23 protein-coding genes are annotated in these 22,855 nt (G+C 71.1%); 21 read left to right on the forward strand and 2 right to left on the reverse strand.

Annotation, left to right across the window (positions count from 1 at the left end; all coding sequences use genetic code 11):
• Positions 1–49: 49 nt before the first annotated feature.
• From OE229_RS08480 to dapF, 10 genes are all read left to right on the forward strand, one after another.
• Positions 50–2,983: an FtsK/SpoIIIE family DNA translocase gene (locus tag OE229_RS08480; protein ID WP_262137420.1), complete on the forward strand. Its 2,934-nt coding sequence runs from the start codon at positions 50–52 to the stop codon at positions 2,981–2,983.
• A 5-nt stretch (positions 2,984–2,988) separates the two neighbouring features.
• Positions 2,989–3,633, forward strand: coding sequence for a CDP-diacylglycerol--glycerol-3-phosphate 3-phosphatidyltransferase (pgsA, locus tag OE229_RS08485; protein ID WP_164941245.1), 645 nt, complete (start codon positions 2,989–2,991; stop codon positions 3,631–3,633).
• Complete coding sequence (locus OE229_RS08490) at positions 3,630–4,157, forward strand: CinA family protein (RefSeq protein WP_110864739.1); 528 nt, start codon at positions 3,630–3,632, stop codon at positions 4,155–4,157. Before pgsA ends, OE229_RS08490 begins: the two co-directional genes overlap by 4 nt.
• Before the next feature lie 154 nt (positions 4,158–4,311).
• The gene (locus OE229_RS08495) at positions 4,312–4,620 is read left to right on the forward strand and encodes a helix-turn-helix domain-containing protein (protein ID WP_027464765.1); all 309 of its coding nucleotides are present in this window, start codon (positions 4,312–4,314) and stop codon (positions 4,618–4,620) included.
• A gap of 86 nt (positions 4,621–4,706) precedes the next feature.
• Positions 4,707–4,931: a DUF3046 domain-containing protein gene (locus tag OE229_RS08500; RefSeq protein ID WP_259581135.1), complete on the forward strand. Its 225-nt coding sequence runs from the start codon at positions 4,707–4,709 to the stop codon at positions 4,929–4,931.
• A 272-nt stretch (positions 4,932–5,203) separates the two neighbouring features.
• Positions 5,204–6,265 (forward strand): recombinase RecA, encoded by a 1,062-nt coding sequence (gene recA / locus OE229_RS08505; protein WP_027464767.1) that lies wholly within the window; start codon positions 5,204–5,206, stop codon positions 6,263–6,265.
• Complete coding sequence (locus OE229_RS08510) at positions 6,262–7,176, forward strand: regulatory protein RecX (RefSeq protein WP_262137421.1); 915 nt, start codon at positions 6,262–6,264, stop codon at positions 7,174–7,176. Before recA ends, OE229_RS08510 begins: the two co-directional genes overlap by 4 nt.
• A 26-nt stretch (positions 7,177–7,202) precedes the next feature.
• Positions 7,203–8,699: a tRNA (N6-isopentenyl adenosine(37)-C2)-methylthiotransferase MiaB gene (gene miaB, locus OE229_RS08515; protein WP_262137422.1), complete on the forward strand. Its 1,497-nt coding sequence runs from the start codon at positions 7,203–7,205 to the stop codon at positions 8,697–8,699.
• 31 nt (positions 8,700–8,730) lie between these two features.
• Positions 8,731–9,669, forward strand: a complete 939-nt coding sequence (gene miaA, locus OE229_RS08520) for a tRNA (adenosine(37)-N6)-dimethylallyltransferase MiaA (protein ID WP_262140120.1) — start codon at positions 8,731–8,733, stop codon at positions 9,667–9,669.
• Positions 9,666–10,556 (forward strand): diaminopimelate epimerase, encoded by an 891-nt coding sequence (gene dapF, locus OE229_RS08525; protein ID WP_259581144.1) that lies wholly within the window; start codon positions 9,666–9,668, stop codon positions 10,554–10,556. Before miaA ends, dapF begins: the two co-directional genes overlap by 4 nt.
• A 161-nt stretch (positions 10,557–10,717) precedes the next feature.
• On the opposite strand, the gene OE229_RS08530 is transcribed toward dapF, so the two are convergent.
• The gene (locus OE229_RS08530) at positions 10,718–11,329 is read right to left on the reverse strand and encodes a class I SAM-dependent methyltransferase (RefSeq protein WP_262137423.1); all 612 of its coding nucleotides are present in this window, start codon (positions 11,327–11,329) and stop codon (positions 10,718–10,720) included.
• A 61-nt stretch (positions 11,330–11,390) separates the two neighbouring features.
• Here OE229_RS08530 and hflX point away from each other — a divergent pair, with 61 nt between their 5' ends.
• A complete protein-coding gene (gene hflX, locus OE229_RS08535) occupies positions 11,391–12,932 on the forward strand; it encodes a GTPase HflX (RefSeq protein ID WP_182066685.1) in 1,542 nt (513 codons plus the stop codon).
• A 130-nt stretch (positions 12,933–13,062) separates the two neighbouring features.
• On the opposite strand, the gene lexA is transcribed toward hflX, so the two are convergent.
• Positions 13,063–13,707 carry a transcriptional repressor LexA gene (gene lexA / locus OE229_RS08540; RefSeq protein ID WP_182066684.1) on the reverse strand — a complete coding sequence of 215 codons (645 nt, stop codon included), beginning with the start codon at positions 13,705–13,707 and terminating at the stop codon, positions 13,063–13,065.
• A 236-nt stretch (positions 13,708–13,943) separates the two neighbouring features.
• Between lexA and OE229_RS08545 the strand changes: the two genes are divergently transcribed.
• The 10 genes from OE229_RS08545 (at position 13,944) to OE229_RS08590 (ending at position 22,825) form a co-directional block, all read left to right on the forward strand.
• Complete coding sequence (locus tag OE229_RS08545; protein ID WP_262137424.1) at positions 13,944–14,321, forward strand: LysM peptidoglycan-binding domain-containing protein; 378 nt, start codon at positions 13,944–13,946, stop codon at positions 14,319–14,321.
• Positions 14,322–14,385: 64 nt separating this feature from the next.
• Complete coding sequence (locus OE229_RS08550) at positions 14,386–15,492, forward strand: histidinol-phosphate transaminase (RefSeq protein ID WP_262137426.1); 1,107 nt, start codon at positions 14,386–14,388, stop codon at positions 15,490–15,492.
• On the forward strand, positions 15,489–16,091 hold the full coding sequence (hisB, locus tag OE229_RS08555) for an imidazoleglycerol-phosphate dehydratase HisB (RefSeq protein WP_182066682.1): 603 nt from the start codon (positions 15,489–15,491) through the stop codon (positions 16,089–16,091). Before OE229_RS08550 ends, hisB begins: the two co-directional genes overlap by 4 nt.
• Positions 16,088–16,726 (forward strand): imidazole glycerol phosphate synthase subunit HisH, encoded by a 639-nt coding sequence (gene hisH / locus OE229_RS08560; protein WP_110893151.1) that lies wholly within the window; start codon positions 16,088–16,090, stop codon positions 16,724–16,726. Before hisB ends, hisH begins: the two co-directional genes overlap by 4 nt.
• A gap of 85 nt (positions 16,727–16,811) precedes the next feature.
• Positions 16,812–17,558, forward strand: coding sequence for a bifunctional 1-(5-phosphoribosyl)-5-((5-phosphoribosylamino)methylideneamino)imidazole-4-carboxamide isomerase/phosphoribosylanthranilate isomerase PriA (gene priA / locus OE229_RS08565; RefSeq protein WP_017885902.1), 747 nt, complete (start codon positions 16,812–16,814; stop codon positions 17,556–17,558).
• 4 nt (positions 17,559–17,562) lie between these two features.
• The gene (locus OE229_RS08570; RefSeq protein WP_209133365.1) at positions 17,563–18,378 is read left to right on the forward strand and encodes an SseB family protein; all 816 of its coding nucleotides are present in this window, start codon (positions 17,563–17,565) and stop codon (positions 18,376–18,378) included.
• A gap of 109 nt (positions 18,379–18,487) precedes the next feature.
• The gene (locus tag OE229_RS08575) at positions 18,488–19,363 is read left to right on the forward strand and encodes a ParA family protein (protein WP_017885900.1); all 876 of its coding nucleotides are present in this window, start codon (positions 18,488–18,490) and stop codon (positions 19,361–19,363) included.
• Complete coding sequence (locus OE229_RS08580) at positions 19,347–20,150, forward strand: segregation and condensation protein A (protein WP_182066679.1); 804 nt, start codon at positions 19,347–19,349, stop codon at positions 20,148–20,150. Before OE229_RS08575 ends, OE229_RS08580 begins: the two co-directional genes overlap by 17 nt.
• Positions 20,140–20,829 carry an SMC-Scp complex subunit ScpB gene (gene scpB / locus OE229_RS08585; protein ID WP_262137430.1) on the forward strand — a complete coding sequence of 230 codons (690 nt, stop codon included), beginning with the start codon at positions 20,140–20,142 and terminating at the stop codon, positions 20,827–20,829. Before OE229_RS08580 ends, scpB begins: the two co-directional genes overlap by 11 nt.
• A 1,207-nt stretch (positions 20,830–22,036) precedes the next feature.
• Entirely contained in the window at positions 22,037–22,825 is a 789-nt protein-coding gene (locus OE229_RS08590) for a pseudouridine synthase (protein ID WP_228501111.1), read from the forward strand.
• Positions 22,826–22,855 lie beyond the last annotated feature (30 nt).

Genomic DNA, 22,855 nt, shown 5'->3' on the forward strand with positions numbered 1-22,855 from the left:
GCGGCGGGCCTTCCTGCGTTTGTCCTGAGCGGGCGTTAGGGTTCTGCCCATGGCCGGAGGCACCAAGTCGACCACGCGCTCGCGCGCGTCCACGTCGTCCCGTGGCAACGGGACGCGCGGTTCGTCGCGCACCCAGGCCACGACGAAGAAGCTGCCGCAGGCCGCACCCACGCCGGTGTTCCGCGAGCAGAACCCGCTCGTGACCTTCTGGCTCGCGATGGCGCACGGCGTCGGCGCGATGTTCCGGCTGCTCGGCAAGGAGACCCTCGAGAAGGACCAGCGGCGCGACGGGTTCCCGTTCCTGCTGTTCCTGCTGGCCATCGCCGGCGGGGTCGTCGAGTGGCTCAACCCGACCAACAGCGTCTCCGTCGCACTCGACGCGTACACGTTCGGCGGGTTGTTCGGCCGCTTGGCGTTCGCCCTGCCCGTCATCATGATCGTGTTCGCCGGGTGGCTGTTCCGGCACCCGGCCTCGGTGCACGACAACACCCGGATCGGCATCGGCCTGGGCATCCTGATCGTGTCGATCGCCTCGCTCTGCCACGTCTTCGGTGGCCGACCGAGCGCGGCCGACGGCATGCCCGCGCTGGCCGCCGCCGGTGGGGTGCTGGGCTGGGTGGTCATCGGCTGGCTCGTGACGATCGCGACCGCCTGGGTGGCCGTCCCCGTGGCGATCGTGCTGCTCGTGCTCTCGCTCTTCATCATCACCAAGACGCCGCCGAACAAGCTCGGGCGACGCCTGCACGAGCTCTACGCCTACCTGTTCGGCGCCCCGGCCCCCGCAGCAGAACCCGAGGCCGACGCCGCCGCCGTGGCGGAGCCCGCCGCCCGCGCCCGCACGTCGAAGCGCGGCAAGAAGGGCGACACCGACTTCCAGCTGTTCGACGACCTCGGGTTCGGTGACGAGCCGGCCGCTGCCGACGCCGAGGCCGGGGGCGACAACGTGCCGTGGTGGCGCCGGAACAAGTCCGGCCGCGAAGAGGACCCGGCGTACGACAGCCCCGTGCTGCCCCCGGCCACCGGGGTCGCCCCGGCTGCCGCTGCGGTCGCACCAGCTGCGCCCGTCGTGCCCGCTGCGCCCGCCGTGAGCCCGAACGCCGGTGCAGCCGCCGGGCTCGTCGACCTCACGCCGGCCGAGCCCGCGTCGGTCAACCTCAACGACTCCGTCGAGCAGGACCTGCAGGACGCCGAGCAGGCCCTCCGCGCGTTCGGCACCGACGTCCCCGCGCGGCCGGAGCCGACCGCCGACATCCGTCCCGCGGTGCCCGAGGTGCTGGCCGAGCCCGAGATCGTCGACGAGCCAGAGGACATCGACGCCGCCGCCGAGCTCAGCGCGGCCGCCGCCGGTGCCGACGACGATCCGTCGAAGCCCTACCGACTGCCCGCCGCCACGACGCTGAGCTCCGGAACGCCCTCGGTCGCGCGGAGCCAGGCGAACGACGACATCGTCGCCGCGATCACCGGGGTGCTCACCGAGTTCAAGGTCGACGCGAAGGTCACCGGGTTCTCCCGCGGGCCGACGGTGACCCGGTACGAGATCGAGCTCGGCCCCGGCGTCAAGGTCGAGCGCGTCACGGCCCTGTCGAAGAACCTGTCCTACGCGGTCGCCTCGAACGAGGTCCGCATACTGTCGCCGATCCCGGGCAAGAGCGCCATCGGCGTCGAGATCCCGAACACCGACCGTGAGATCGTCTCGCTCGGCGACGTGCTGCGTTCGAACGCCGCCCGGAAGTCGAAGCACCCGATGACGATCGGCGTCGGCAAGGACGTCGAGGGCGGCTTCGTCGTCGCGAACCTGGCGAAGATGCCGCACCTGCTCGTCGCCGGCTCCACCGGTTCCGGCAAGTCAGTGTTCATCAACTCGATGATCACGTCGCTGCTGATGCGCGCGAAGCCGTCCGAGGTCCGCATGGTCCTGGTCGACCCGAAGCGCGTCGAGCTCTCGATCTACGCCGGTGTCCCGCACCTGATCACGCCCATCATCACGAACCCGAAGAAGGCGGCCGAAGCGCTGCAGTGGGTCGTGAAGGAGATGGACATGCGGTACGACGACCTCGCGTCGTTCGGGTTCCGCCACGTCGACGACTTCAACAAGGCGATCGAGAACAACGAGATCGTCCTGCCGGCGGGCAGTGAGCGGAAGCTCAAGCCGTACCCGTACCTGCTCGTCGTCGTCGACGAGCTCGCCGACCTCATGCTCGTGGCGCCACGTGACGTCGAGGAGTCGATCGTCCGCATCACCCAGCTCGCCCGCGCCGCCGGCATCCACCTGGTGCTCGCGACGCAGCGCCCCTCGGTCGACGTCATCACCGGCCTGATCAAGGCGAACGTGCCGTCGCGCATCGCCTTCGCGGTGACGAGCGTCACGGACTCCCGCGTCATCCTCGACCAGCCGGGCGCCGACAAGCTCATCGGTCAGGGCGACGCGCTCTTCCTGCCGATGGGCTCGTCCAAGTCGCTCCGCGTGCAGGGCGCCTGGGTGCAGGAGGGTGAGGTCGCCGAGGTCGTCCAGCACGTAACGCGGCAGGCGCAGCCCGAGTACCGCCAGGACGTCCAGGCCGTGGTCGAGCGCAAGGAGATCGACGCCGACATCGGTGACGACCTCGAACTGCTGCTCGCGGCCGTCGAGCAGGTCGTGTCGACCCAGTTCGGCTCGACGTCGATGCTGCAGCGCAAGCTCCGCGTCGGTTTCGCCAAGGCCGGTCGCCTGATGGACCTGATGGAGTCGCGCGGCATCGTCGGGCCGTCCGAAGGGTCGAAGGCCCGCGACGTCCTGGTGACCGCCGACCAGCTGCCCGCGGTGCTCGCGAAGCTCCGCGGCGAGGAGCCGCCCGCCGCGGCCGCTCCGGCAGCGCCGGCCCCGACGCCGTCCGGCGACGGCGACCGCTACGGAGCAGACCCCGTCGGGGACATGACCCGCGGGTACGATGAAGTCCACGACGAGCCCGATGAGGACGCGTGGGGACTGACGGGCAGGGAGTGACGGCGATGACCGCCTCGGACAGCACGAACACCACGCACGGCGCACGGTTCCCGTGGCGCGGGCGGCTGCTGCGCAAGGGCCCCGGCCCCGCGTCGACCGCGAACGTCGCGAACATCATCACGGTGGTGCGCATCCTCATGGCGCCGCTGTTCTTCGTCCTGCTGCTCACGGACGCCGGCAACGACGGGCCGCTGCGCATCTGGGCCGCGGTCGTCTTCGTCGTGGCCATCGTCACGGACAGCGCCGACGGCATCATCGCCCGTCGGCAGAACCTGGTCACGGACTTCGGCAAGCTCGTCGACCCGATCGCCGACAAGGTGCTCATCGGTGGTGCGCTCGTCGCGCTGTCGATCCTGGCCGAGCTGCCCTGGTACGTGACGGTGCTGATCATGGTGCGCGAGATCGGCATCACGGTCTTCCGGTTCGCGGTGCTCTCCGACCGGGTGATCCCGGCCAGCCGCGGCGGCAAGATCAAGACCGTACTGCAGGCCGTCGCCCTGACGGCCGCGCTGTTCCCGTGGTGGAACCTGGTGGGCGACTGGGCGCACTGGGTCAACGGCATCCTGATGACGGCCGCGTTCCTGGCAACGATCCTGAGCGGGATCGACTACCTCTGGCAGGCATGGAAGCACAACCGCACCACCGCATGACCGGGCCCGACCGCTCGACGCAGGCCGCGCCTCCCGTCCCGGTCGCACCGGGGCTCATCGCCGAACTGACGGCGCGGGGCGAGACCCTCGCCGTGGCGGAGTCGCTGACCGGGGGCCTCGTCGTCGCGACGCTCGTCGACGTGCCGGGCGCGAGCGCCGTCGTCCGGGGCGGCGTCGTGGCCTACGCGACGCCCGTGAAGCACTCCGTGCTCGGGGTCTCGGCGGAGCTGCTCGAGGCCGAGGGCGCCGTGCACCCGGAGGTCGCCCGGCAGATGGCCGCCGGTGTCCGGATCGCGCTGTCCGTCGACGGGGAACCCGCGACGTGGGGGATCAGCACGACGGGCGTCGCCGGCCCGGACCCGCAGGACGGCAAGCCCGTCGGCACCGTGTACGTGGGGATCGCCTCCGCCGCGGGGGCTGAGGCCTTCGAGCTGCACCTCGACGGCGACCGGGGAGCAATCCGGCACGCCACCGTCTCCGAACTCCTTGCACGGATGTCGTCCGAGGTCCGGGGCCGGGAATAGGTCCCGTTTCCACTGGGTTACATCTCACGAAATCTCCAGCAGTACGGCAGCCAGCCTGGCTAACATGCTGCAACCGGCAACGCTATTGTTGCTGAACCCGAACTCGATCCACCGGACCGAGCGGGCGCGGAGACGACAGAGAGGAGGAGTTCTCATGGTTCTCGTTCGTCAGGAAATCGGCGATGTGCTCCGGGACTTCCGCTTGCAGAAGGGCCGGACCCTCCGTCAGGTCGCGTCCAAGGCCAGTGTCGCGCTCGGGTACCTCAGTGAGGTCGAGCGCGGGCAGAAGGAAGCCAGCTCGGAGATCCTCGCGTCCGTCGCGGATGCGCTGGACACGCCCATCTCGACCATCATGCGCGAAGTGGGTGACCGCCTCGCGATCGTCGAGGGGCTGACCCCCGTCCCCGACACGCTCCCGGACGACCTCGTCGCCGAGTTCGACAACGACCTCGCGGTGCGCTGAGCGCACCCCACCGAACGCCCTCGCCGGTCCTTCCCGGCGGGGGCGTTCTGCGTTCCGGCCCACGACCGCGCGCCTAGGCTGGTCGGATGCGCGTGAGTGAGTTCTGGCGAGCCGTCGACCAGGTGTTCGGAGAGGCCTACGGTTCCGTGGTCACCCGTGACGTCGTGCTCGAGGGGCTGGGCGGTCGCTCTGCCGTGGACGCCCTCGCCGCCGGCATCGAGGCCCGCCGGGTGTGGGACGCACTGTGCGACTCACAGGACGTCCCGATGGACCGGCGGCACGGCAAGGGCCTCGCCGAACCCCGGGACTGAGCGGGTTCCGCGGGGCGGCGCACCCGAAACTGTGTTCGGCGTGTTGCTCGAACGCGTGTTCGATCGGTGGTAGCTTCCTCCACAGCGGCGTCGCCCGGATGTTCCATCCACAGATCGCGTGACCGTCGGCAGTGATGTCGGTGGCTCGCCATAGGTTGATGGACATCGGGAACAGCCCGAAGCCTTGTCGCAGAACCATCGGCCTTGCACCATCGGCCGGCGTGGACGCGACAGCCTACAGGCGGCCGAACACGAGCACGAAGGAGCACCCCATGCCATCACCGGCAGACCGCGAGAAGGCCCTCGAGACCGCACTCGCACAGATCGACAGGCAGTTCGGCAAGGGTGCGATCATGCGCCTCGGTTCGGACGAACGCGCGCCCGTCAACGTCATCCAGACCGGGTCGGTGGCGCTGGACGTCGCGCTCGGCATCGGTGGCCTGCCCCGCGGCCGGATCGTCGAGATCTACGGCCCGGAGTCGTCGGGTAAGACGACCCTCACCATCCACGCCATCGCCAACGCCCAGCGCGCCGGTGGCATCGCGGCCTTCATCGACGCCGAGCACGCGCTCGACCCCGAGTACGCCAAGAAGCTCGGCGTCGACATCGACGCCCTCCTCGTGTCGCAGCCCGACACCGCCGAGCAGGCGCTCGAGATCGCGGACATGCTGGTCCGCTCCGGCTCCATCGACCTGATCGTCATCGACTCCGTCGCGGCCCTCGTGCCCCGTGCCGAGATCGAGGGCGAGATGGGTGACTCGCACGTCGGTCTGCAGGCCCGCCTCATGTCCCAGGCGCTGCGAAAGCTCGCCGGTGGCCTGAACCAGACGCAGACCACGATGATCTTCATCAACCAGCTGCGCGAGAAGATCGGCGTGTTCTTCGGTTCTCCGGAGACCACCTCGGGCGGTAAGGCGCTGAAGTTCTACGCGTCCGTCCGCCTCGACATCCGTCGCATCGAGACGCTCAAGAGCGGCACCGACGCGGTGGGCAACCGCACGCGTGTCAAGGTCGTCAAGAACAAGATGGCGCCGCCGTTCAAGCAGGCGGAGTTCGACATCCTGTACGGCGTCGGCATCTCGCGCGAAGGCTCGCTGCTCGACTTCGGTGTCGACCACGGCATCGTGAAGAAGTCGGGTGCCTGGTACACGTACGACGGCGACCAGCTCGGGCAGGGCAAGGAGAACTCGCGTTCCTTCCTGATCCAGAACCCCGAGATCGCTGCCGACATCGAAGGCAAGATCCTCGCCAAGCTCGGGGTCGGCGGCGCCAAGGCCGAAGACGCCCCGGTCGAGTCGATCGCGCCGAAGCTCGCGGAGCGCAAGGGCGCGTGAGCACCGACCACGACGACGACGGCCTCGCACCGGTCACCGACCTGTTCGGTGCGAGGTCGCGTCGTCGCGCTCCTGCCACGCCGCTGACGCCCGCGATCCCCGAGCCTCCGGTCTCACCGGACGAGCCGCGCGACACCGACGGCTGGACGCTGCCCGAGTCGGACGAAGGCCGGGCGGACGCGTTCCCCGCATCGTTCGACGCCGATTCGCCGGTGCCCCTGCACGGTGCCCGGGGGCCGGCAGCGTGGGTGTCGCCCGTCATCGGTGACGGCAGCGGGCGCTCGGGCCGTGCCGAGCAAGACGGCTACGACTCCGAGACCGCTGACGCGACCACCGCGTCGGTGTTCTCCATCGCCGGCGGTGCGGAGATCGACCCGGCCGACGCACCGCGTCCGCTCGACGAACAGCGTGCCGACGCCGAACGGATCAGCCTGCGCGCGCTCGGCCGCAAGGGCGTGAGCGAGTCCGAGATGCGAACCCTGCTGCTGCAGCAGGACCTCGACCCCGACGTGGTCGAGCACGAGATCGAACGGTTGACGCGTGTCGGGCTCCTCGACGACGTCGCCCTCGCCACCGACCTGGTCGATCGACTGCACGCCCGCAAGGGCCTCGGTCGACAGGGTGTCGTGACGGAGCTCCGTCGCCGGGGCATCGACCAGGTGGCGATCGACACCGCACTCGACGAAGCCGCCGATGACGAGGACGACGAGTTCATCCGTGCGCAGGAGCTCGCCGACAAGCGTGCACCGCAGATGCGCGGGCTCGACCGGGCCACCGCGGAACGCAGGCTGTCCGGCTTCCTGATGCGCAAGGGCTACAGCTCCGGCGTCGTCCGGATCGCTGTTGCACGTGCGCTCGACGGCGGTGGGAGACGGCCGCAACCCGGCCGCGGGACCGTCCGGTTCGAGTAGTCGCTCCGACCTACACTGGAACGACCATGGCCACCGTCGCAGCGCGCCCCCGCACCTACGAAGTCCGCACCTACGGGTGTCAGATGAACGTGCACGACTCCGAGCGGTTGAGCGGGTCGCTGCAGGCCGCGGGCTACACCGCCGCGGACGGCGAGCAGGCAGACGTCGTGGTCATCAACACCTGCGCGGTGCGCGAGAACGCGGACAACCGTCTCTACGGCAACCTCGGGCAGCTCGCGGGGATCAAGCGCGAGCACCCCGGCATGCAGATCGCCGTCGGCGGGTGCCTTGCGCAGAAGGACAAGAACGTCATCCTCGAGAAGGCGCCGTGGGTCGACGTCGTCTTCGGCACGCACAACATGGGGTCACTGCCGACCCTGCTCGAGCGGGCGCGGCACAACGACGAGGCGCAGATCGAGATCCTCGAGGCACTCGACGTCTTCCCGTCGACGCTGCCCACCAAGCGCGACTCGACGCACAGCGGCTGGGTCTCCATCTCGGTCGGCTGCAACAACACCTGCACGTTCTGCATCGTCCCCTCGCTCCGCGGCAAGGAGAAGGACCGCCGTCCCGGTGACGTCCTGGCCGAGATCCAGGCGCTCGTCGACGACGGCGCGATCGAGGTCACGCTGCTCGGGCAGAACGTGAACTCCTACGGGGTCGAGTTCGGGGACCGACGGGCGTTCGGCAAGCTGCTCCGGGCAGCCGGTGCCATCGAGGGGCTCGAGCGTGTCCGCTTCACGAGCCCGCACCCGGCGGCCTTCACCGACGACGTCATCGACGCGATGGCCGAGACCCCGAACGTGATGCCCCAGCTGCACATGCCGCTGCAGTCGGGTTCCGACCGGGTCCTCAAGGCCATGCGCCGGAGCTACCGCAGCGAGCGGTTCCTCGGGATCCTCGACCGCGTCCGCGCGAAGATCCCGTACGCGGCGATCTCCACCGACATCATCGTCGGGTTCCCCGGCGAGACCGACGCCGACTTCGAGGACACCCTGCGCGTCGTCGAGCAGGCACGATTCGCCTCGGCGTTCACGTTCCAGTACTCCATCCGCCCGGGCACCCCCGCGGCGACGATGGACGACCAGCTGCCGAAGCAGGTCGTGCAGCAGCGCTACGAGCGACTCGTCGCCCTGCAGGAACGCATCACCGCGGAAGAGAACGCGCTGCAGGTCGGCCGGAGCGTCGAGGTACTCGTCGCCTCCGGTGAGGGCCGCAAGGACGACGCCACCCGCCGGCTCTCCGGTCGCGCAGAGGACTCCCGGCTCGTGCACTTCACCGTTCCCGCCGGGTCCGAGGTCCCGCGCCCCGGCGACGTGGTCACGGTCGACATCACCCGTGCCGCACCGCACTTCCTGCTCGCGGACGACGACGCTCCGCTGCGCATCCGTCGCACCCGGGCCGGTGACGCCTGGGACCGAGCGCAGGCGGAGAGCTGCGGCGTGCCCGCGCCCGCTGCCGCTGCGGGCGACGGGCCCCGTCCGGTCTCGCTCGGGCTGCCGACGCTCCGTGTCGGGCGCTGAGCTCCCCGGGGCTGCGCCGACGAGCGACGCGTTGCTCGCATCCGGTGACGCCGCGGACCTGATCGCAGTCGTCGGGGCGACCGGCACCGGCAAGTCCGACCTCGGCATCGCGATCGCGGCACGGCTGCGTGCCGCTGGCCGTCATGCGGAGATCGTCAACGCGGACGCCATGCAGCTGTACCGGGGCATGGACATCGGCACCGCGAAGCTCCCGCCGGCCGAGCGGCACGGCATCCCGCACCACCAGCTCGACGTGCTCGACGTCACCGACGAGGCGAGTGTCGCCGCTTACCAGGTCGCCGCCCGCGCCGACGTCGACCGGATCCAAGCCGACGGTGGCGTGGCCGTCCTCGTCGGCGGCAGCGGCCTGTACGTCTCCGCGGTGCTGTTCGACCTCGCGTTCCCGGGCACCGATCCCGCGCTCCGCGCGCAGCTCGAGCGCGAGCACGAGGAGCTCGGCCCGGGCATCCTGCTCGAGCGACTCCGCGCCCTCGACCCGGCGGCCGCCGCGACGATCGACGCGCGCAACCCACGGCGGTTGATCCGTGCACTCGAGATCGCGAGCCGATCCGAGGTCGTGACCCCGAGCCTCCCGGCCGCGCCCAGCGCCTGGCGACCGTCCCTGATCCTGCACCTGCGGCGTGACCGCGAGCAGCTCGTGTCGGCGCTGCACGAGCGGGCCGCGCGGATGTTCGAGGCCGGACTCGTCGACGAGGTCGCGGCCCTCCGCGAGCAGGGACTCGAGCAGGGCAAGACCGCGCGGGGCGCCATCGGGTACTCGCAGGCGCTCGAGGTGCTCGCCGGCACGGCGACCCGCGAACAGGCGGTCGAGGCGACCGGCATCGCGACCCGGAAGTACGCCCGGCGGCAGGTGTCGTGGTTCCGCCGGTACGCCGATGCCGAGACGCTCGACGTCACGGGGGCGGACCGCGGCGACCTGTCGGAACTGGCCCGTAGGATCGTGCCGTGACCGAGCTGCACTTCACCAAGGGCCAGGGGACCGGCAACGACTTCGTCCTGTTCGCCGACCCCGACGCCACCGTCGACCTGACCCCCGAGCGGATCCGCGCCATCGCGGACCGGCGCTTCGGCGTGGGCGGCGACGGCGTGATCCGCGCCGTGCGGTCCGAGGCGATCCCCGAGGGGCGTGCGCTCGTCGCCGTCGAGCCCGAGGCGACGTGGTTCATGGACTACCACAACGCCGACGGCACGGTCGCGGAGATGTGCGGCAACGGCATCCGTGTGTTCGCCCGGTACCTGACCGAGTCCGGCCTGGTCGAGCTCGCTCCTGGCGAGACGCTCACCGTCGGCAGCCGCAAGGGGCTCGTCGACATCCAGCGCACCACGAACGGGTTCGCCGCCGACCTCGGCCGCTGGGGTCTGGGCATCGAGGGCGGTGGCTCCGACGACGTGCTCGTGCGGGCCAAGAACCTCGACGGGGCGCGGCCCGGTATCGGCATCGACGTGGGCAACCCGCACGTGGTCGTCGCCGTCGAGACCGAGGACGAACTGGCCGACCTCGACCTGACCTTCCTGCCGGTGCTCGATCCGGCACCGGACCACGGCGCGAACGTCGAGTTCGTGCTGCCCGGCGATCCGCTCATCAAGGACGGCGTCGGTGAGATCACGATGCGGGTGCACGAACGGGGGAGCGGGGAGACGCTCTCGTGCGGCACCGGGGCAGTCGCGGCCGCCCTCGCCACGCGCTACTGGGTGGGCGCGGGCGCGCCGGACACCTGGCGCGTGCGGGTGCCGGGCGGGCTGCTGACGGTGCGGATGACGGCGACCGAGGACGGCGAGCACGTGTCGCTGTCCGGTCCCGCCGAGCTGGTGTTCTCGGGCGACCTGACGGTCTGACGCGGGGTGGTCGCGGAGCGGCTGCGCGCGGTCGCGGGGAGCGGGGCGCCCCGTTGCGCTTCGTGAGCAGAAATGGTCGGGTGCCCAGCGGCGACCCGACCATTTCTGCTCACGATGTGCGCGCTCGCGCTCGCGCTCGCGCTCGCGCTGGCGCTGGCGCCCTACGCGCTGCGGCGCACCCGGATGACTCGGAACCCCTTCGCCGTCGACTCCCGGGTGACCGCGAACTCCGAGCCGAGCGACTCGACGAGCCACTTCTGCAGCGAGTCACCCCCGAGGTCCTTCGACACGACGAGCCAGGCGTCGCCCCCGACCTCGAGCCGGGGCAGCCACGTCAGCAGGATCTGGTGCAGCTCGTCCTTGCCGACACGGATCGGCGGGTTCGACCAGATCGTGCGGAAGCGCAGGTCAGCCGGCACGTCGTCGGGCAGGGCGATCGTGACGTTCGACGCCCCCGCAGCAGCCGCGTTGGCGCGCGCGAGCCCGAGCACCCGCTCGTTGACGTCGACGCCCCACACGTGGGCGTCGGGGGACTGCAGGGCCATCGTGATCGCGATCGGCCCCCAGCCGCAGCCGATGTCGAGCAGTGCTCCGTCGGCAGCGGGTGCCGGCACCGAGCCGAGCAGGACCTTCGTGCCGCGGTCGATCCCGTCGGGGCTGAAGACGCCCGCCGCGGTCGACAGGGTGAGGGGCTGACCGGCGAGCGTGACGTGCACCTGGCGCTGGCGGACCTCCGACGACGGAGTGGCCGAGAAGTAGTGGTCGTTCGCCATGGATGAACCGTACCGGCAACCGAGTGTGTCGGAGGGCCTCCGGAGGTAGCCTGTGCACAGGATGACGGATACCCATCAGCAGAACCACCAGACCAACGACGACAGCGCAGACGGTGTCGTCGAGAGGGTGTTGCGCAACGCAGACCACCGCGCAGCATCGTCCATCTTCGCACCCGCCCAGGCCATCCAGACGCAGTCGGTCGACGACCGCAGCTGGACCGGCGACGGCGACCAGTACGACCGTGAGGACCGTGCGGCGCTGCGCCGTGTCGCCGGCCTCTCCACCGAACTCGAGGACGTCACCGAGGTCGAGTACCGCCAGCTGCGGCTCGAGCAGGTCGTCCTGATCGGCGTGTACCCCCAGGGCGACGCCTCGGACGCCGAGAACTCCCTCCGCGAGCTCGCGGCACTCGCCGAGACCGCGGGCGCCGTGGTGCTCGACGGGCTCCTCCAGCGTCGGCCGAACCCGGACCCGGCAACCTACCTGGGCAAGGGCAAAGCCCAGGAGCTCGCGATGGTCGTCAAGGCCACCGGTGCCGACACGGTCATCGCCGACACCGAACTCGCACCCTCGCAGCGTCGTGCGCTCGAGGACGTCGTGAAGGTGAAGGTCATCGACCGCACGGCCGTGATCCTCGACATCTTCAGCCAGCACGCGAAGACCCGCGAGGGGAAGGCGCAGGTCGAACTCGCTCAGCTGCAGTACCTGCTGCCTCGACTGCGCGGTTGGGGTGACTCGATGTCCCGGCAGGCCGGTGGCCAGGTCTCCGGAGGCGCTGGTATGGGCTCTCGTGGCCCCGGTGAGACGAAGATGGAGCTCGACCGCCGCAAGATCCACACGCGGATGGCGAAGCTCCGCCGGCAGATCGCCGGGTTCACCCCGGCCCGTGAGGCCAAGCGCGCCGAGCGCAACCGCAACGAGGTGCCGAGCGTCGCGATCGCGGGCTACACCAACGCCGGCAAGTCGTCGCTGTTGAACCGGCTCACGAGCGCGGGTGTGCTCGTGCAGAACCAGCTGTTCGCGACGCTGGACGCCACGGTCCGTCGGACCGAGAGCGCCAAGGGCCGGGAGTTCACGTTCGTCGACACGGTCGGCTTCGTACGCAACCTGCCGCACCAGCTCGTCGAGGCCTTCCGCTCCACCCTCGAAGAGGTCGGCGACGCCGACGTCATCGTGCACGTGGTCGACGGCTCGCACCCCGACCCCGGGGCGCAGCTGTCCACCGTGCGCGAGGTCATCGGCGACGTCGGTGCGGGTGACATCCCGGAGATCGTCGTCTTCAACAAGGCAGACCTGATCGACGACGCGCAGCGCCTGGTGCTCATCGGGCTCGTGCCGGACGCGGTGTTCGTGTCGGCGCGCACGGGCGAGGGCATCCCGGAGCTCCTCGGCGTCATCGAGGACCGCCTGCCGGAGCCCGACGCCGACCTGACGATCGTGGTGCCGTACGACCGCGGCGACCTGGTGTCGTCGCTCCACGACACCGGTTCGGTCGAGTCCGTCGACTACGTCGAGGACGGCACGCGCCTGCGGGTGCGCGTCTTCCAGCGGCAGGTCGCCGAGCTCGAGCCCTACGTGGTCACGCCGGTCCCGACCGTCTGAGGGTCGCCTCCGGCGGGCGCTGCCGCGCGGCCTGGAGGCCCGTCACCGGCCCGCCGACGTCGTCACGTTGCCGGGACGCTCCGGAACACACGGAACGCCGCCGGCTCCCGGCGGCGTTCCGTCGTGCAGGTCAGAGGGAGCGGAGGACGGCGACGACCTTGCCGAGCACCGAGGCCGCGTCGCCGAGGATCGGCTCGAAGGCGGAGTTGCGCGGCAGCAGCCACGTGTGCCCGTCGCGCTGACGGAAGACCTTGACCGTCGCCTCCTCGTCGAGCATGGCCGCGACGATGTCTCCGTTCTCGGCGGTCTGCTGCGACCGGACGACGACCCAGTCGCCGTCGCAGATCGCGGCGTCGATCATCGACTCACCGACGACCTTGAGCATGAAGAGCTCGCCGGTGCCGACGAGCTGGCGGGGGAGCGGGATGATCTCGTCGACGTGCTGCTCGGCGGTGATCGGCACACCGGCGGCGATCCGGCCGACGAGCGGCACGAGCGTGGTGGCGTCGATGTCCGGGCCGCCGACGTCGGACGCCGGCTCGTCCACCAGCACCTCGAGTGCACGGGGGCGGTTCGGGTCGCGGCGGATCCAGCCCCCGAGCTCGAGCTGGCCGAGCTGGTGGGAGACGCTGGAGAGTGAGGAGAGCCCGGCGGCGTCGCCGATCTCGCGCATGCTCGGCGGGTAGCCCCGTGAGGCGATCGACGCACGGATCGCGTCGAGGATCGCCTGCTGCTTCGGCGTCAGCGGCTTCTGGCCCCGCAGTTCGTCCACCACGTCGTCTCGCTTTCGTCGGTGCCGGTCCGGCCGCGGCGGGAATGTCGGTGGTCCCCGTCAGGCTTGTCCCAGTCGATCGAAACAGTATCCGACCAGCCATGGCCGGACAAACACCTGTTCGAGCGTGTCGCAAGAAAACCCCGCAGAAATCCTCTCCCAGGACTTGTGCGTCGTCTGATTCGAAACTATGTTCGGTACACGACTTCGGTTCCACCGAACGGGAAGGCAACAACGACATGAGCACCATCGCCATCGCTGACATCCAGCGCACCGCGGCGCCCGCCGTGCGTACCCGCCTGCGTCTGACGCGTCGCGGCCGCATCGTCTTCACGACGCTCGCCGCGCTCCCGCTCCTCATCGTCGTCGCCCTCGGCGTGCTGAACGGTGGGCAGGCTTCCGCCGGTGACGCCACCGCCGGCGGCGCCCGCACCCAGTTCGAGACCGTGACGATCCAGCCGGGCGAGACACTCTGGCAGCTCGCCGAGCAGACGGCGCCGAACTCGGACCCGCGCGACTTCGTGCAGGACGTCGTGAGCTTCAACGCCCTCGACGGCTCCGCGCTGCAGGCCGGCGAAGAGATCGCCATCCCCACCAAGTACACCGACGGCGAGTAGCCACTCGGGCAGCGCCGTCCGGACGGCTGGTCGTCGCACGGTGGCTGCGGCCTACGATGGATCGGTGGCATTCACGCTCGAAGACCTCCCGATCCGAGACGACCTGCGCGGGCAGAGCCCGTACGGCGCTCCGCAGAAGCACGTCCGCGTGCAGCTCAACGTCAACGAGAACACGCATCCCGTTCCGGACGACGTCGCTGCCGACATCGTCGAATCGATCCGGCAGGCCCTGCTGACGGTCAACCGGTATCCGGACCGCGAGTTCACCGAGCTCCGGCAGTCCCTCGCGGCCTACCTCGGGCACGACCTGACCGCCGAACAGCTCTGGGCGGCCAACGGGTCGAACGAGGTGTTGCAGCAGCTCCTCCAGGCGTTCGGTGGGCCCGGTCGCTCGGTGCTCGGGTTCCCGCCCACGTACTCCATGCACTCGATCCTCGCGTCGGGTACCGGCACCACGTGGATCCCGGCCCAGCGGGACGACGCGTTCCGCATCTCGCCCGAGACCGTCGTCGCGGCCATCCGCGAGCACCAGCCGGACATCGTGTTCCTGTGCGGGCCGAACAACCCGACGGGCACCCCGCTCGAGATCGAGACCATCGCGGCCGCCTACGACGCCACCGACGGGATCGTGATGGTGGACGAGGCCTACGCCGAGTTCATGCCGTCCGACGCCCCGAGCGCCCTCACGCTGCTGCCCGGTCGTGAGCGCCTCGTGGTCTCCCGCACGATGAGCAAGGCGTTCGCGTTCGCGGGCGCCCGGGTCGGGTACATGGCCGCGCACTCCGCCGTCGTCGACGCGGTCCGGCTGGTCCGGCTGCCGTACCACCTGTCCGCGCTCACCCAGGCGGCGGCGATCGCGGCACTCCGGCACGCCCCCGAGATGCTGGCGATGGTGGACGACATCAAGGGGCAGCGCGACCGCATGGTCACCGAGCTCCAGGCCATGGGGTACCGCACCTACGAGACCTGGTCGAACTTCGTCCTGTTCGGTGGTGTCGCCGACCCGCACGCCGCGTTCGAGGCGCTGCTCGAGCGCGACGTCATCGTGCGCGACCTCGGCATCCCGAACCACCTGCGGGTGAGTGCGGGGACCGAGGCCGAGACGACCGCGTTCCTCGACGCCATGCGGCAGGTCGCCGCCGAGCAGCCGCCGGTTAGGGTTGAGGCATGACCGCCCGCACCGCCTCGATCAGCCGTTCGACGAGCGAATCGAGTGTCGAACTCGAGCTCGACCTGGACGGCACCGGGACCTCGTCGATCTCGACCTCCGTCCCGTTCTTCGACCACATGCTGACCGCGTTCAGCAAGCACTCCCTGATCGACCTGCGGGTGCGCTCCACGGGCGACACCGACATCGACGTGCACCACACGGTCGAGGACACCGGCATCGTGCTCGGGCAGGCGATCAAGCAGGCCCTCGGGGACCGCTCCGGCATCGGCCGGTACGGCGACGCCCTGGTCCCGCTCGACGAAGCGCTGGCCCAGGCCGTCGTCGACGTCTCCGGGCGTCCGTTCCTCGTGCACTCCGGCGAGCCCGCGGGCTTCGAGTTCCACCGGATCGGTGGCCACTTCACCGGCTCGATGGTCCGCCACGTGTTCGAGGCGATCACGTTCAACGCAGGCATCACCGTCCACGTCCGCGTGCTCGAGGGCCGCGACCCCCACCACATCGCCGAAGCCGAGTTCAAGGCGTTCGCCCGGGCCGTGCGCAAGGCGGTCGAACCGGACCCGCGCGTCGACGGCATCCCCTCCACGAAGGGCGCCCTGTGACCGCCGCCAAGCCGAACGTCGTCGTCCTCGACTACGGATCGGGCAACGTCCACTCCGCCGCCAAGGCGCTCGAGCGCGCCGGGGCTGACGTCACCCTGACCTCGGACAAGCAGGCGGCGCTCAAGGCGGACGGCCTGCTCGTCCCCGGTGTCGGGGCGTTCGCCGCCGTGATCGACCAGCTCGAGGGCGTGCAAGGCGGCGAGATCGTCGACCACCGCCTGGCGGGCGGGCGACCCGTGCTCGGCATCTGCGTCGGCATGCAGGTCCTGTTCTCGCGGGGCATCGAGCGTGGTGCCGACGTCGAAGGGCTCGGCCAGTGGCCCGGCACCGTGCAGGAGATCCAGGCCGAGGTGCTGCCGCACATGGGCTGGAACACCGTGCAGGCCCCGGAGGACTCCGTGCTGTTCGACGGGCTGCACGACGAGCGTTTCTACTTCGTGCACTCCTACGGCGTGACCGACTTCCCGCTCGAGGCCTACGGGCCGTTCCGTGCGCCCCGTCTGACCTGGGCCGAGCACGGGCAGAAGTTCATCGCCGCGGTCGAGAACGGGCCGCTCACCGCCACGCAGTTCCACCCCGAGAAGTCCGGCGAGCCGGGCATCCGCCTGCTCTCCAACTGGGTGCGTTCGCTCTGAACCCGGCCGACGGCCGTGCCGGACGCGCACCGGGCCTCCCGGCCGTCCGCAGCCCCTTCTCCACCGCAACGAAACCGACAGGACCATGACCGACCTCACCGACACCCCGCCCCTCGTCCTGCTGCCGGCCGTCGACGTCGTCGACGGACAGGCCGTGCGACTCACCCAGGGCGAGGCGGGGAGCGAGACCGGCTACGGCGACCCCGTCGCCGCTGCCCGGACCTGGCGTGACCAGGGTGCCGAGTGGATCCACCTCGTCGACCTGGACGCAGCCTTCGGCCGTGGCGACAACCGCCGGGTCATCGCGCACGCCGTCCGCGAGGTCGAGGGCGTCTCCGTCGAGCTGTCCGGCGGCATCCGCGACGACGCCTCGCTCGAAGCGGCACTGGCGACCGGGGCGGCGCGCGTGAACCTCGGCACCGCGGCGCTCGAGAACCCCGACTGGGCCGCGCGTGTGATCGGTGAGTACGGCGAGCAGATCGCCGTCGGGCTGGACGTCCGCGGGACCACGCTGTCGAGCCGCGGCTGGACCGAGGACGCCGGTGACCTGTGGGAGGTGCTCGACCGGCTGGAAGCCGCCGGGTGCGCCCGCTACGTGGTGACCGACGTCACGAAGGACGGCACGCTGCAGGGGCCGAACGTCGAGCTGCTCCGCCAGGTGTGCGACCGGACCGACCAGCCCGTGGTGGCCTCGGGCGGGATCTCGACGCTCGACGACCTCCGTGCGCTCCGCGAACTCGTGCCGTACGGGCTCGAGGGCGCGATCATCGGCAAGGCGCTGTACTCCGGGGCGTTCACGCTGCCGGCCGCACTCGACATCGCCTCGGAGTAACGCCGTGGCGGGCATCTCGAACGGCCGCGGCACCGGGCCGGACGCCGACGACGCGCACACCCCCGGTGGGGCGGCGGACTCGGCGGGCTTCTCGTGGGAAGGTCGCACGTTCGACCACCACGACACCGCGTTCGCCGACGACGACGGACTCGCCGATCCCGCGGTGGTCGCAGCGATCGGCTCGCTCGCCGGCGGTGCGTCCCAGGCGACGATCGTCGAGTCCCTCCGCACCGCGCGCCTGCTCATCCCGCTCATCGCCGAGGCCGGTGACGTGGGGGAGACCGACGAGGGCAAGCTCGTCGACAAGACCCAGGAACTCTCGATCGTGACGGTCGCTGGTCCGGACGGTCGCAGCGTGATGCCGGCGTTCACCTCGGTCGACGCCATGCACGCGTGGGACCCGGATGCGCGCCCGGTGCCGGTGGAGTCCCGCCGTGTGGCGATGGCCGCGGCGAGCGAGGACACCCAGCTCGTCGTGCTCGACCCGAAGTCGCCCACCGAGTTCGTGCTGCGTCGTCCGGCGGTGTGGGCGCTCGGGCAGGACCTGCCGTGGACCCCGTGCTTCGAGGACCCCGAGGTGGCCCGCGCCTTCGCCGCCTCGGTCGAGGGGGAGCCCAGCGTCGCCCGCGTCGAACTCGCTCCGGGCGACCCGGTCGGCCGGTTCGCCGGGCCGGAGCTGACGGTGGGCCTGGCGCTGCACCCGGGGCTCGACCGCGAGCAGGTCGGCGAGCTCGTCGGCCGGCTACAGCAGCGGTGGTCGACCGACCCCGTGATCGCCGAGCGGGTCGACAGCATGCGCGTCGCCCTGCGCGCTGCCTGACGAGCAGCAGCAACGCCGCAGCAGCGGCAGCGGCCAGACCGTCACCCAGCAGCGCGCCCGCGCGGCGGTGCGACCCGGTCCAGCCCGAGGTCGCCGGTACGATGACGGGGTGAGCCCGAACCCGACGACCAACCCCACCGGCGCGACCACCCACGGTCCGACGGGGCGTCCCGTCCGGGACTTCCCCGTGCCCGAGGAGCTCGACAGCACCGGACCCGCCCGCATCATCGCGCTCTGCAACCAGAAGGGCGGCGTCGGCAAGACGACGACCGCCATCAACCTGGGCGCGGCGCTCGCGGAGTACGGCCGCAAGGTCCTCGCCGTCGACTTCGACCCGCAGGGTGCGCTGTCCGCGGGCCTCGGTGTCCGGACGCACGACATCCACACCGTCTACGACCTGCTGATGGGTGCCGTGAAGGACCCGAACCAGGTCATCCAGCCGACGAACACCCCCGGCCTCGACGTCATCCCGGCGAACATCGACCTGTCCGCGGCCGAGGTGCACCTGGTCAACGAGGTCGCCCGTGAGCAGATCCTGGCGAGCGTGCTGCGCAAGGTCGCGAACGACTACGACGTGATCCTGGTCGACTGCCAGCCGTCGCTCGGCCTGCTGACCGTGAACGCCCTGACCGCGGCGCACGGCGTCCTCATCCCGCTCGAGTGCGAGTTCTTCGCGCTGCGCGGTGTCGCCCTGCTCATCGAGACGATCGACAAGGTGCGCGACCGCCTCAACCCGGCGCTCAAGCTCGACGGCATCCTGGCGACCATGTACGACTCGCGCACGCTGCACTCCCGCGAGGTCATGGAGCGGGTCGTCGACACCTTCGACGACCGCGTGCTCGACACCGTCATCGGCCGCACCGTGAAGTTCCCGGACGCCACGGTGTCCGCTCGCCCGATCACGCAGACCGCGCCGGACCACCCTGCCGCCCACGCCTACCGGCAGCTCGCACGAGAGCTCGTCCAGCGTGGCGCCGTCGCCTGACGCGGGGTTCCGGGTCCGGCTCGCCAACTTCGACGGACCGTTCGACCTCCTGCTGTCGCTCATCACGAAGCACGAGCTCGACATCACCGAGGTGTCGCTCGGTGCCGTGACGGGGGAGTTCATCCAGTACGTCCGGCAGGCCGAGTCCGCCGACGAACTCGACGAGGCCAGCGAGTTCCTGGTCGTCGCGGCGACCCTGCTCGACCTGAAGATCGTCGGGCTGCTGCCCCAGGGTGAGCTCGTGGACGCCGAGGACGTGGCCCTGCTCGAGGCCCGGGACCTGCTGTTCGCCCGACTCCTGCAGTACCGGGCGTTCAAGCAGGCCGCCGACTGGTTCGGGGAGCGCTGGGGCGTCGAGTCGCGCCGGCACGGCCGCAGCGTCCGGCTCGAGGAGCGGTTCCGCGCGCGGACGCCGGAGCTCGTCTGGACCCTGTCGGTGCAGGACTTCGCCGCACTGGCCGCGCTGGCCTTCGCCCCACGGGAGATCCCGACGGTCGGCCTCGACCACCTGCACGCCCCGCTCATCAGCATCCGAGAGCAGGCCGCGATCGTCGTCTCGATCCTCCGCACCCGCGACGGTGCAGGGGTCTCGTTCCGCGAACTGGTCGCGGGCGTCGACCAGACGGGTATCGTGGTGGCTCGCTTCCTCGCGATCCTCGAGCTGTACCGGAACGCGTCGATCTCGTTCGAGCAGCTCGAGCCGCTCGGGGAGCTGACACTGCGGTGGACCGCCGAGGACTGGTCCGACGAGAGCCTCGCGAACCTGGGAGCCGACTATGACGGATGACGCGCACGACACGTCCAGCGCCGAACCCGGCGGCGCCGACGAGATGGCCGACGCCCGCGCCATCGAACGCGAGATCCACGAACGCGCCGCGTCACAGGCCCACCCCGCCATCCCCATCGACCGTCAGCTCGAGGCGATCCTGATGATCGCCGACCAGCCGCAGTCACTCGTCGCCCTCGGCGCGGCCGTCGGGTCGCCCGTCCCCGCCGTCCGCCAGGCGATCGAACGCCTGGTCGCGGACTTCGACGGCGTCGACGGCACGATCCGCCGCGGCTTCGAACTGCGCGAGGTCGGCGGCGGCTGGCGCTTCTACGTCCGCGCCGACCTGGACCCCGTGGTCGAGCAGTTCGTCGAGGCCGAGCGCCCCTCGCGGCTGTCGCAGGCCGCGCTCGAGACCCTGGCGGTCGTCGCCTACAAGCAGCCGATCACCCGCTCGCAGATCGCTGCGATCCGCGCCGTCAACGTCGACGGCGTCGTCCGGACCCTGGTGGCACGCGGCCTCATCGAGGAGTCGTTCACCGACGCCGAGACCGGCGCCATCAACTACGTCACGTCCGACCTGCTCCTGCAGCAGCTCGGCATCAACTCGCTCGACGAGCTGCCGCTCATCTCGCCCCTCCTGGACGACGGTGCGGACGGCTTCGAGCAGAACGAAGGGATCTCCGATGGCAGGGTTTGACGACCGGGGGCGCGGCGCGCCCCGAGACCGAGACGACCGCAACGGACGCTCGGGAGGCCCGGATCGCTCCGGCCGCCCGGCCGGCGGACGCGGCGGGGCCGGTTCCAGTGCCGGTGGCCGCTCCGGCGGGTACGGTCGCGACGACCGCGGGGGCGCACGCCCGCCGCGTGACGACGACCGTCGTGGCGGGTACCCGTCGCGCGACGACCGCGGCGGCGACCGTGGTGGGTACCGCGGGGCTTCGGCTCCGCGTGACGACCGTGGCGGGTACCGCGGGAGCTCCGCTCCCCGTGACGACCGTGGTGGGTACCGCGAGAGCTCCGCTTCCCGTGACGACCGTGGTGGGTACCGCGGCCGCGACGACCGTGGTGGATCCGCTCCGCGCGACGACCGTGGTGGGTACCGCGGCCGGGACGACCGTGCCGGTGGTGGCGACCGCGGCGGCTACCGCGGGAGCTCCGCTCCGCGTGACGACCGCGGCGGGTACCGGGGGAGCTCCGCTCCGCGTGACGACCGCGGCGGGTACCGGGGGAGCTCCGCTCCGCGTGACGACCGCGGCGGGTACCGGGGTCGTGACGACCGCGGGAACTCCGCTCCGCGTGACGACCGTGGTGGATACCGGGGCTCGGCTCCGCGTGACGACCGTGGTGGGTACCGGGGTCGTGACGACCGCGGGAGCTCCGCACCGCGCGACGACCGCGGTGGGTACCGCGGCCGTGACGACCGTGGGGCTTCGGCTCCGCGCGACGACCGTGGCGGCTACCGGGGTCGCGATGACCGATCCGGTGGCGGCGACCGTGGTGGCTACCGAGGCAACTCCGCTCCGCGCGACGACCGCGGTGGGTACCGGGGCCGTGACGACCGTGGTGCTTCGGCGCCGCGCGATGACCGTGGTGGCTACCGGGGTCGCGACGACCGCGGCGGCTCCGCTCCCCGCGGCGACCGGCGCGACGACCGCGGCCGTGACGACCGCCGCAGCCCCGACGGCCAGCAGAGCCGCGTCTGGCACAACGGCCGCCGCTACGTCGGCGGCACCACGAGCGTCCGCAACAGCGACCGCACCACGCCGAAGCCGAGCGGGCAGCGCGACGACCGGGGCAACCCGGCCGAGGGCACGCCCGAACGGCCGATCATCGAGGACTGGGACGCGGCGGACGGAACGGCGCCTGCCGGGGCCGAGCCGGGCCTCCAGGCAGAGGGCGAGCGCCTGCAGAAGGTGATCGCCGCTGCCGGCGTGGCATCCCGCCGGGTCGCGGAGAACCTGATCGTCGAGGGCCGTGTGACGGTCAACGGCGAGGTCGTGGACGCCCTCGGGCGTCGCGTCGACCCCGAGAAGGACGCGATCAGCGTCGACGGCGTGCCCGTGCAGATCGACTCGTCACGGCGCTACATCGTGCTGAACAAGCCGACCGGCGTCGTCTCGAGCCTGCAGGACGAGCGTGGTCGCCGCGACCTGACCGAGTTCGTGGACCGCTACGAGGAGCGCCTGTTCAACGTCGGCCGTCTCGACGCCGAGACCTCCGGGCTGCTCGTCCTGACGAACGACGGCGACCTGGCACACGTGCTGGCGCACCCGTCGTTCGGCGTGCAGAAGACCTACATCGCGAAGGTCCACGGCAACGTGAACCCCGCCGTGGTGCAGCGCCTGACCGAGGGCGTCGAGCTCGAGGACGGCCCGATCAAGGCCGACAAGGTACGACTGCTCGAGTCCTCGCGGGGTGAGTCGCTCGTCGAGATCACGCTGCACTCCGGGCGCAACCGCATCGTCCGTCGCATGCTCGAGGCGGTCGACCACCCGGTCCTCGAACTCGTCCGCCGGTCGTTCGGACCGCTGCACCTGGGCAGCCTGCCGCCGGGCAAGATGCGCGAGCTCGGCACGGTCGAGGTCGGCAAGCTGCTCAGCACCGTCCGTGACGCGAAGCCGTCCGCTCGTGACGACCGCGACGTCGCGCTCGACCAGGACGACGACGAGTACGAGGACGAGTCGGCGGACTGACCGAACCCGAGGCTCGGGCATCGACCGATG

The sequence above is a fragment of the Curtobacterium poinsettiae genome (genome assembly GCF_025677645.1).
GTDB classification, from domain to species: domain Bacteria; phylum Actinomycetota; class Actinomycetes; order Actinomycetales; family Microbacteriaceae; genus Curtobacterium; species Curtobacterium poinsettiae_A.

Coding starts and splice junctions, on each gene's coding strand:
- priA (WP_017885902.1), top strand. CDS start 16,812: ATGACCGACCTCACCGACACCCCGCCCCTCGTCCTGCTGCCGGCCGTC.
- recA (WP_027464767.1), top strand. CDS start 5,204: ATGCCATCACCGGCAGACCGCGAGAAGGCCCTCGAGACCGCACTCGCA.
- scpB (WP_262137430.1), top strand. CDS start 20,140: ATGACGGATGACGCGCACGACACGTCCAGCGCCGAACCCGGCGGCGCC.
- hflX (WP_182066685.1), top strand. CDS start 11,391: ATGACGGATACCCATCAGCAGAACCACCAGACCAACGACGACAGCGCA.
- hisB (WP_182066682.1), top strand. CDS start 15,489: ATGACCGCCCGCACCGCCTCGATCAGCCGTTCGACGAGCGAATCGAGT.
- OE229_RS08530 (WP_262137423.1), bottom strand. CDS start 11,329: ATGGCGAACGACCACTACTTCTCGGCCACTCCGTCGTCGGAGGTCCGC.
- OE229_RS08495 (WP_027464765.1), top strand. CDS start 4,312: ATGGTTCTCGTTCGTCAGGAAATCGGCGATGTGCTCCGGGACTTCCGC.
- OE229_RS08480 (WP_262137420.1), top strand. CDS start 50: ATGGCCGGAGGCACCAAGTCGACCACGCGCTCGCGCGCGTCCACGTCG.
- OE229_RS08490 (WP_110864739.1), top strand. CDS start 3,630: ATGACCGGGCCCGACCGCTCGACGCAGGCCGCGCCTCCCGTCCCGGTC.
- pgsA (WP_164941245.1), top strand. CDS start 2,989: ATGACCGCCTCGGACAGCACGAACACCACGCACGGCGCACGGTTCCCG.
- OE229_RS08500 (WP_259581135.1), top strand. CDS start 4,707: ATGCGCGTGAGTGAGTTCTGGCGAGCCGTCGACCAGGTGTTCGGAGAG.
- OE229_RS08545 (WP_262137424.1), top strand. CDS start 13,944: ATGAGCACCATCGCCATCGCTGACATCCAGCGCACCGCGGCGCCCGCC.
- miaB (WP_262137422.1), top strand. CDS start 7,203: ATGGCCACCGTCGCAGCGCGCCCCCGCACCTACGAAGTCCGCACCTAC.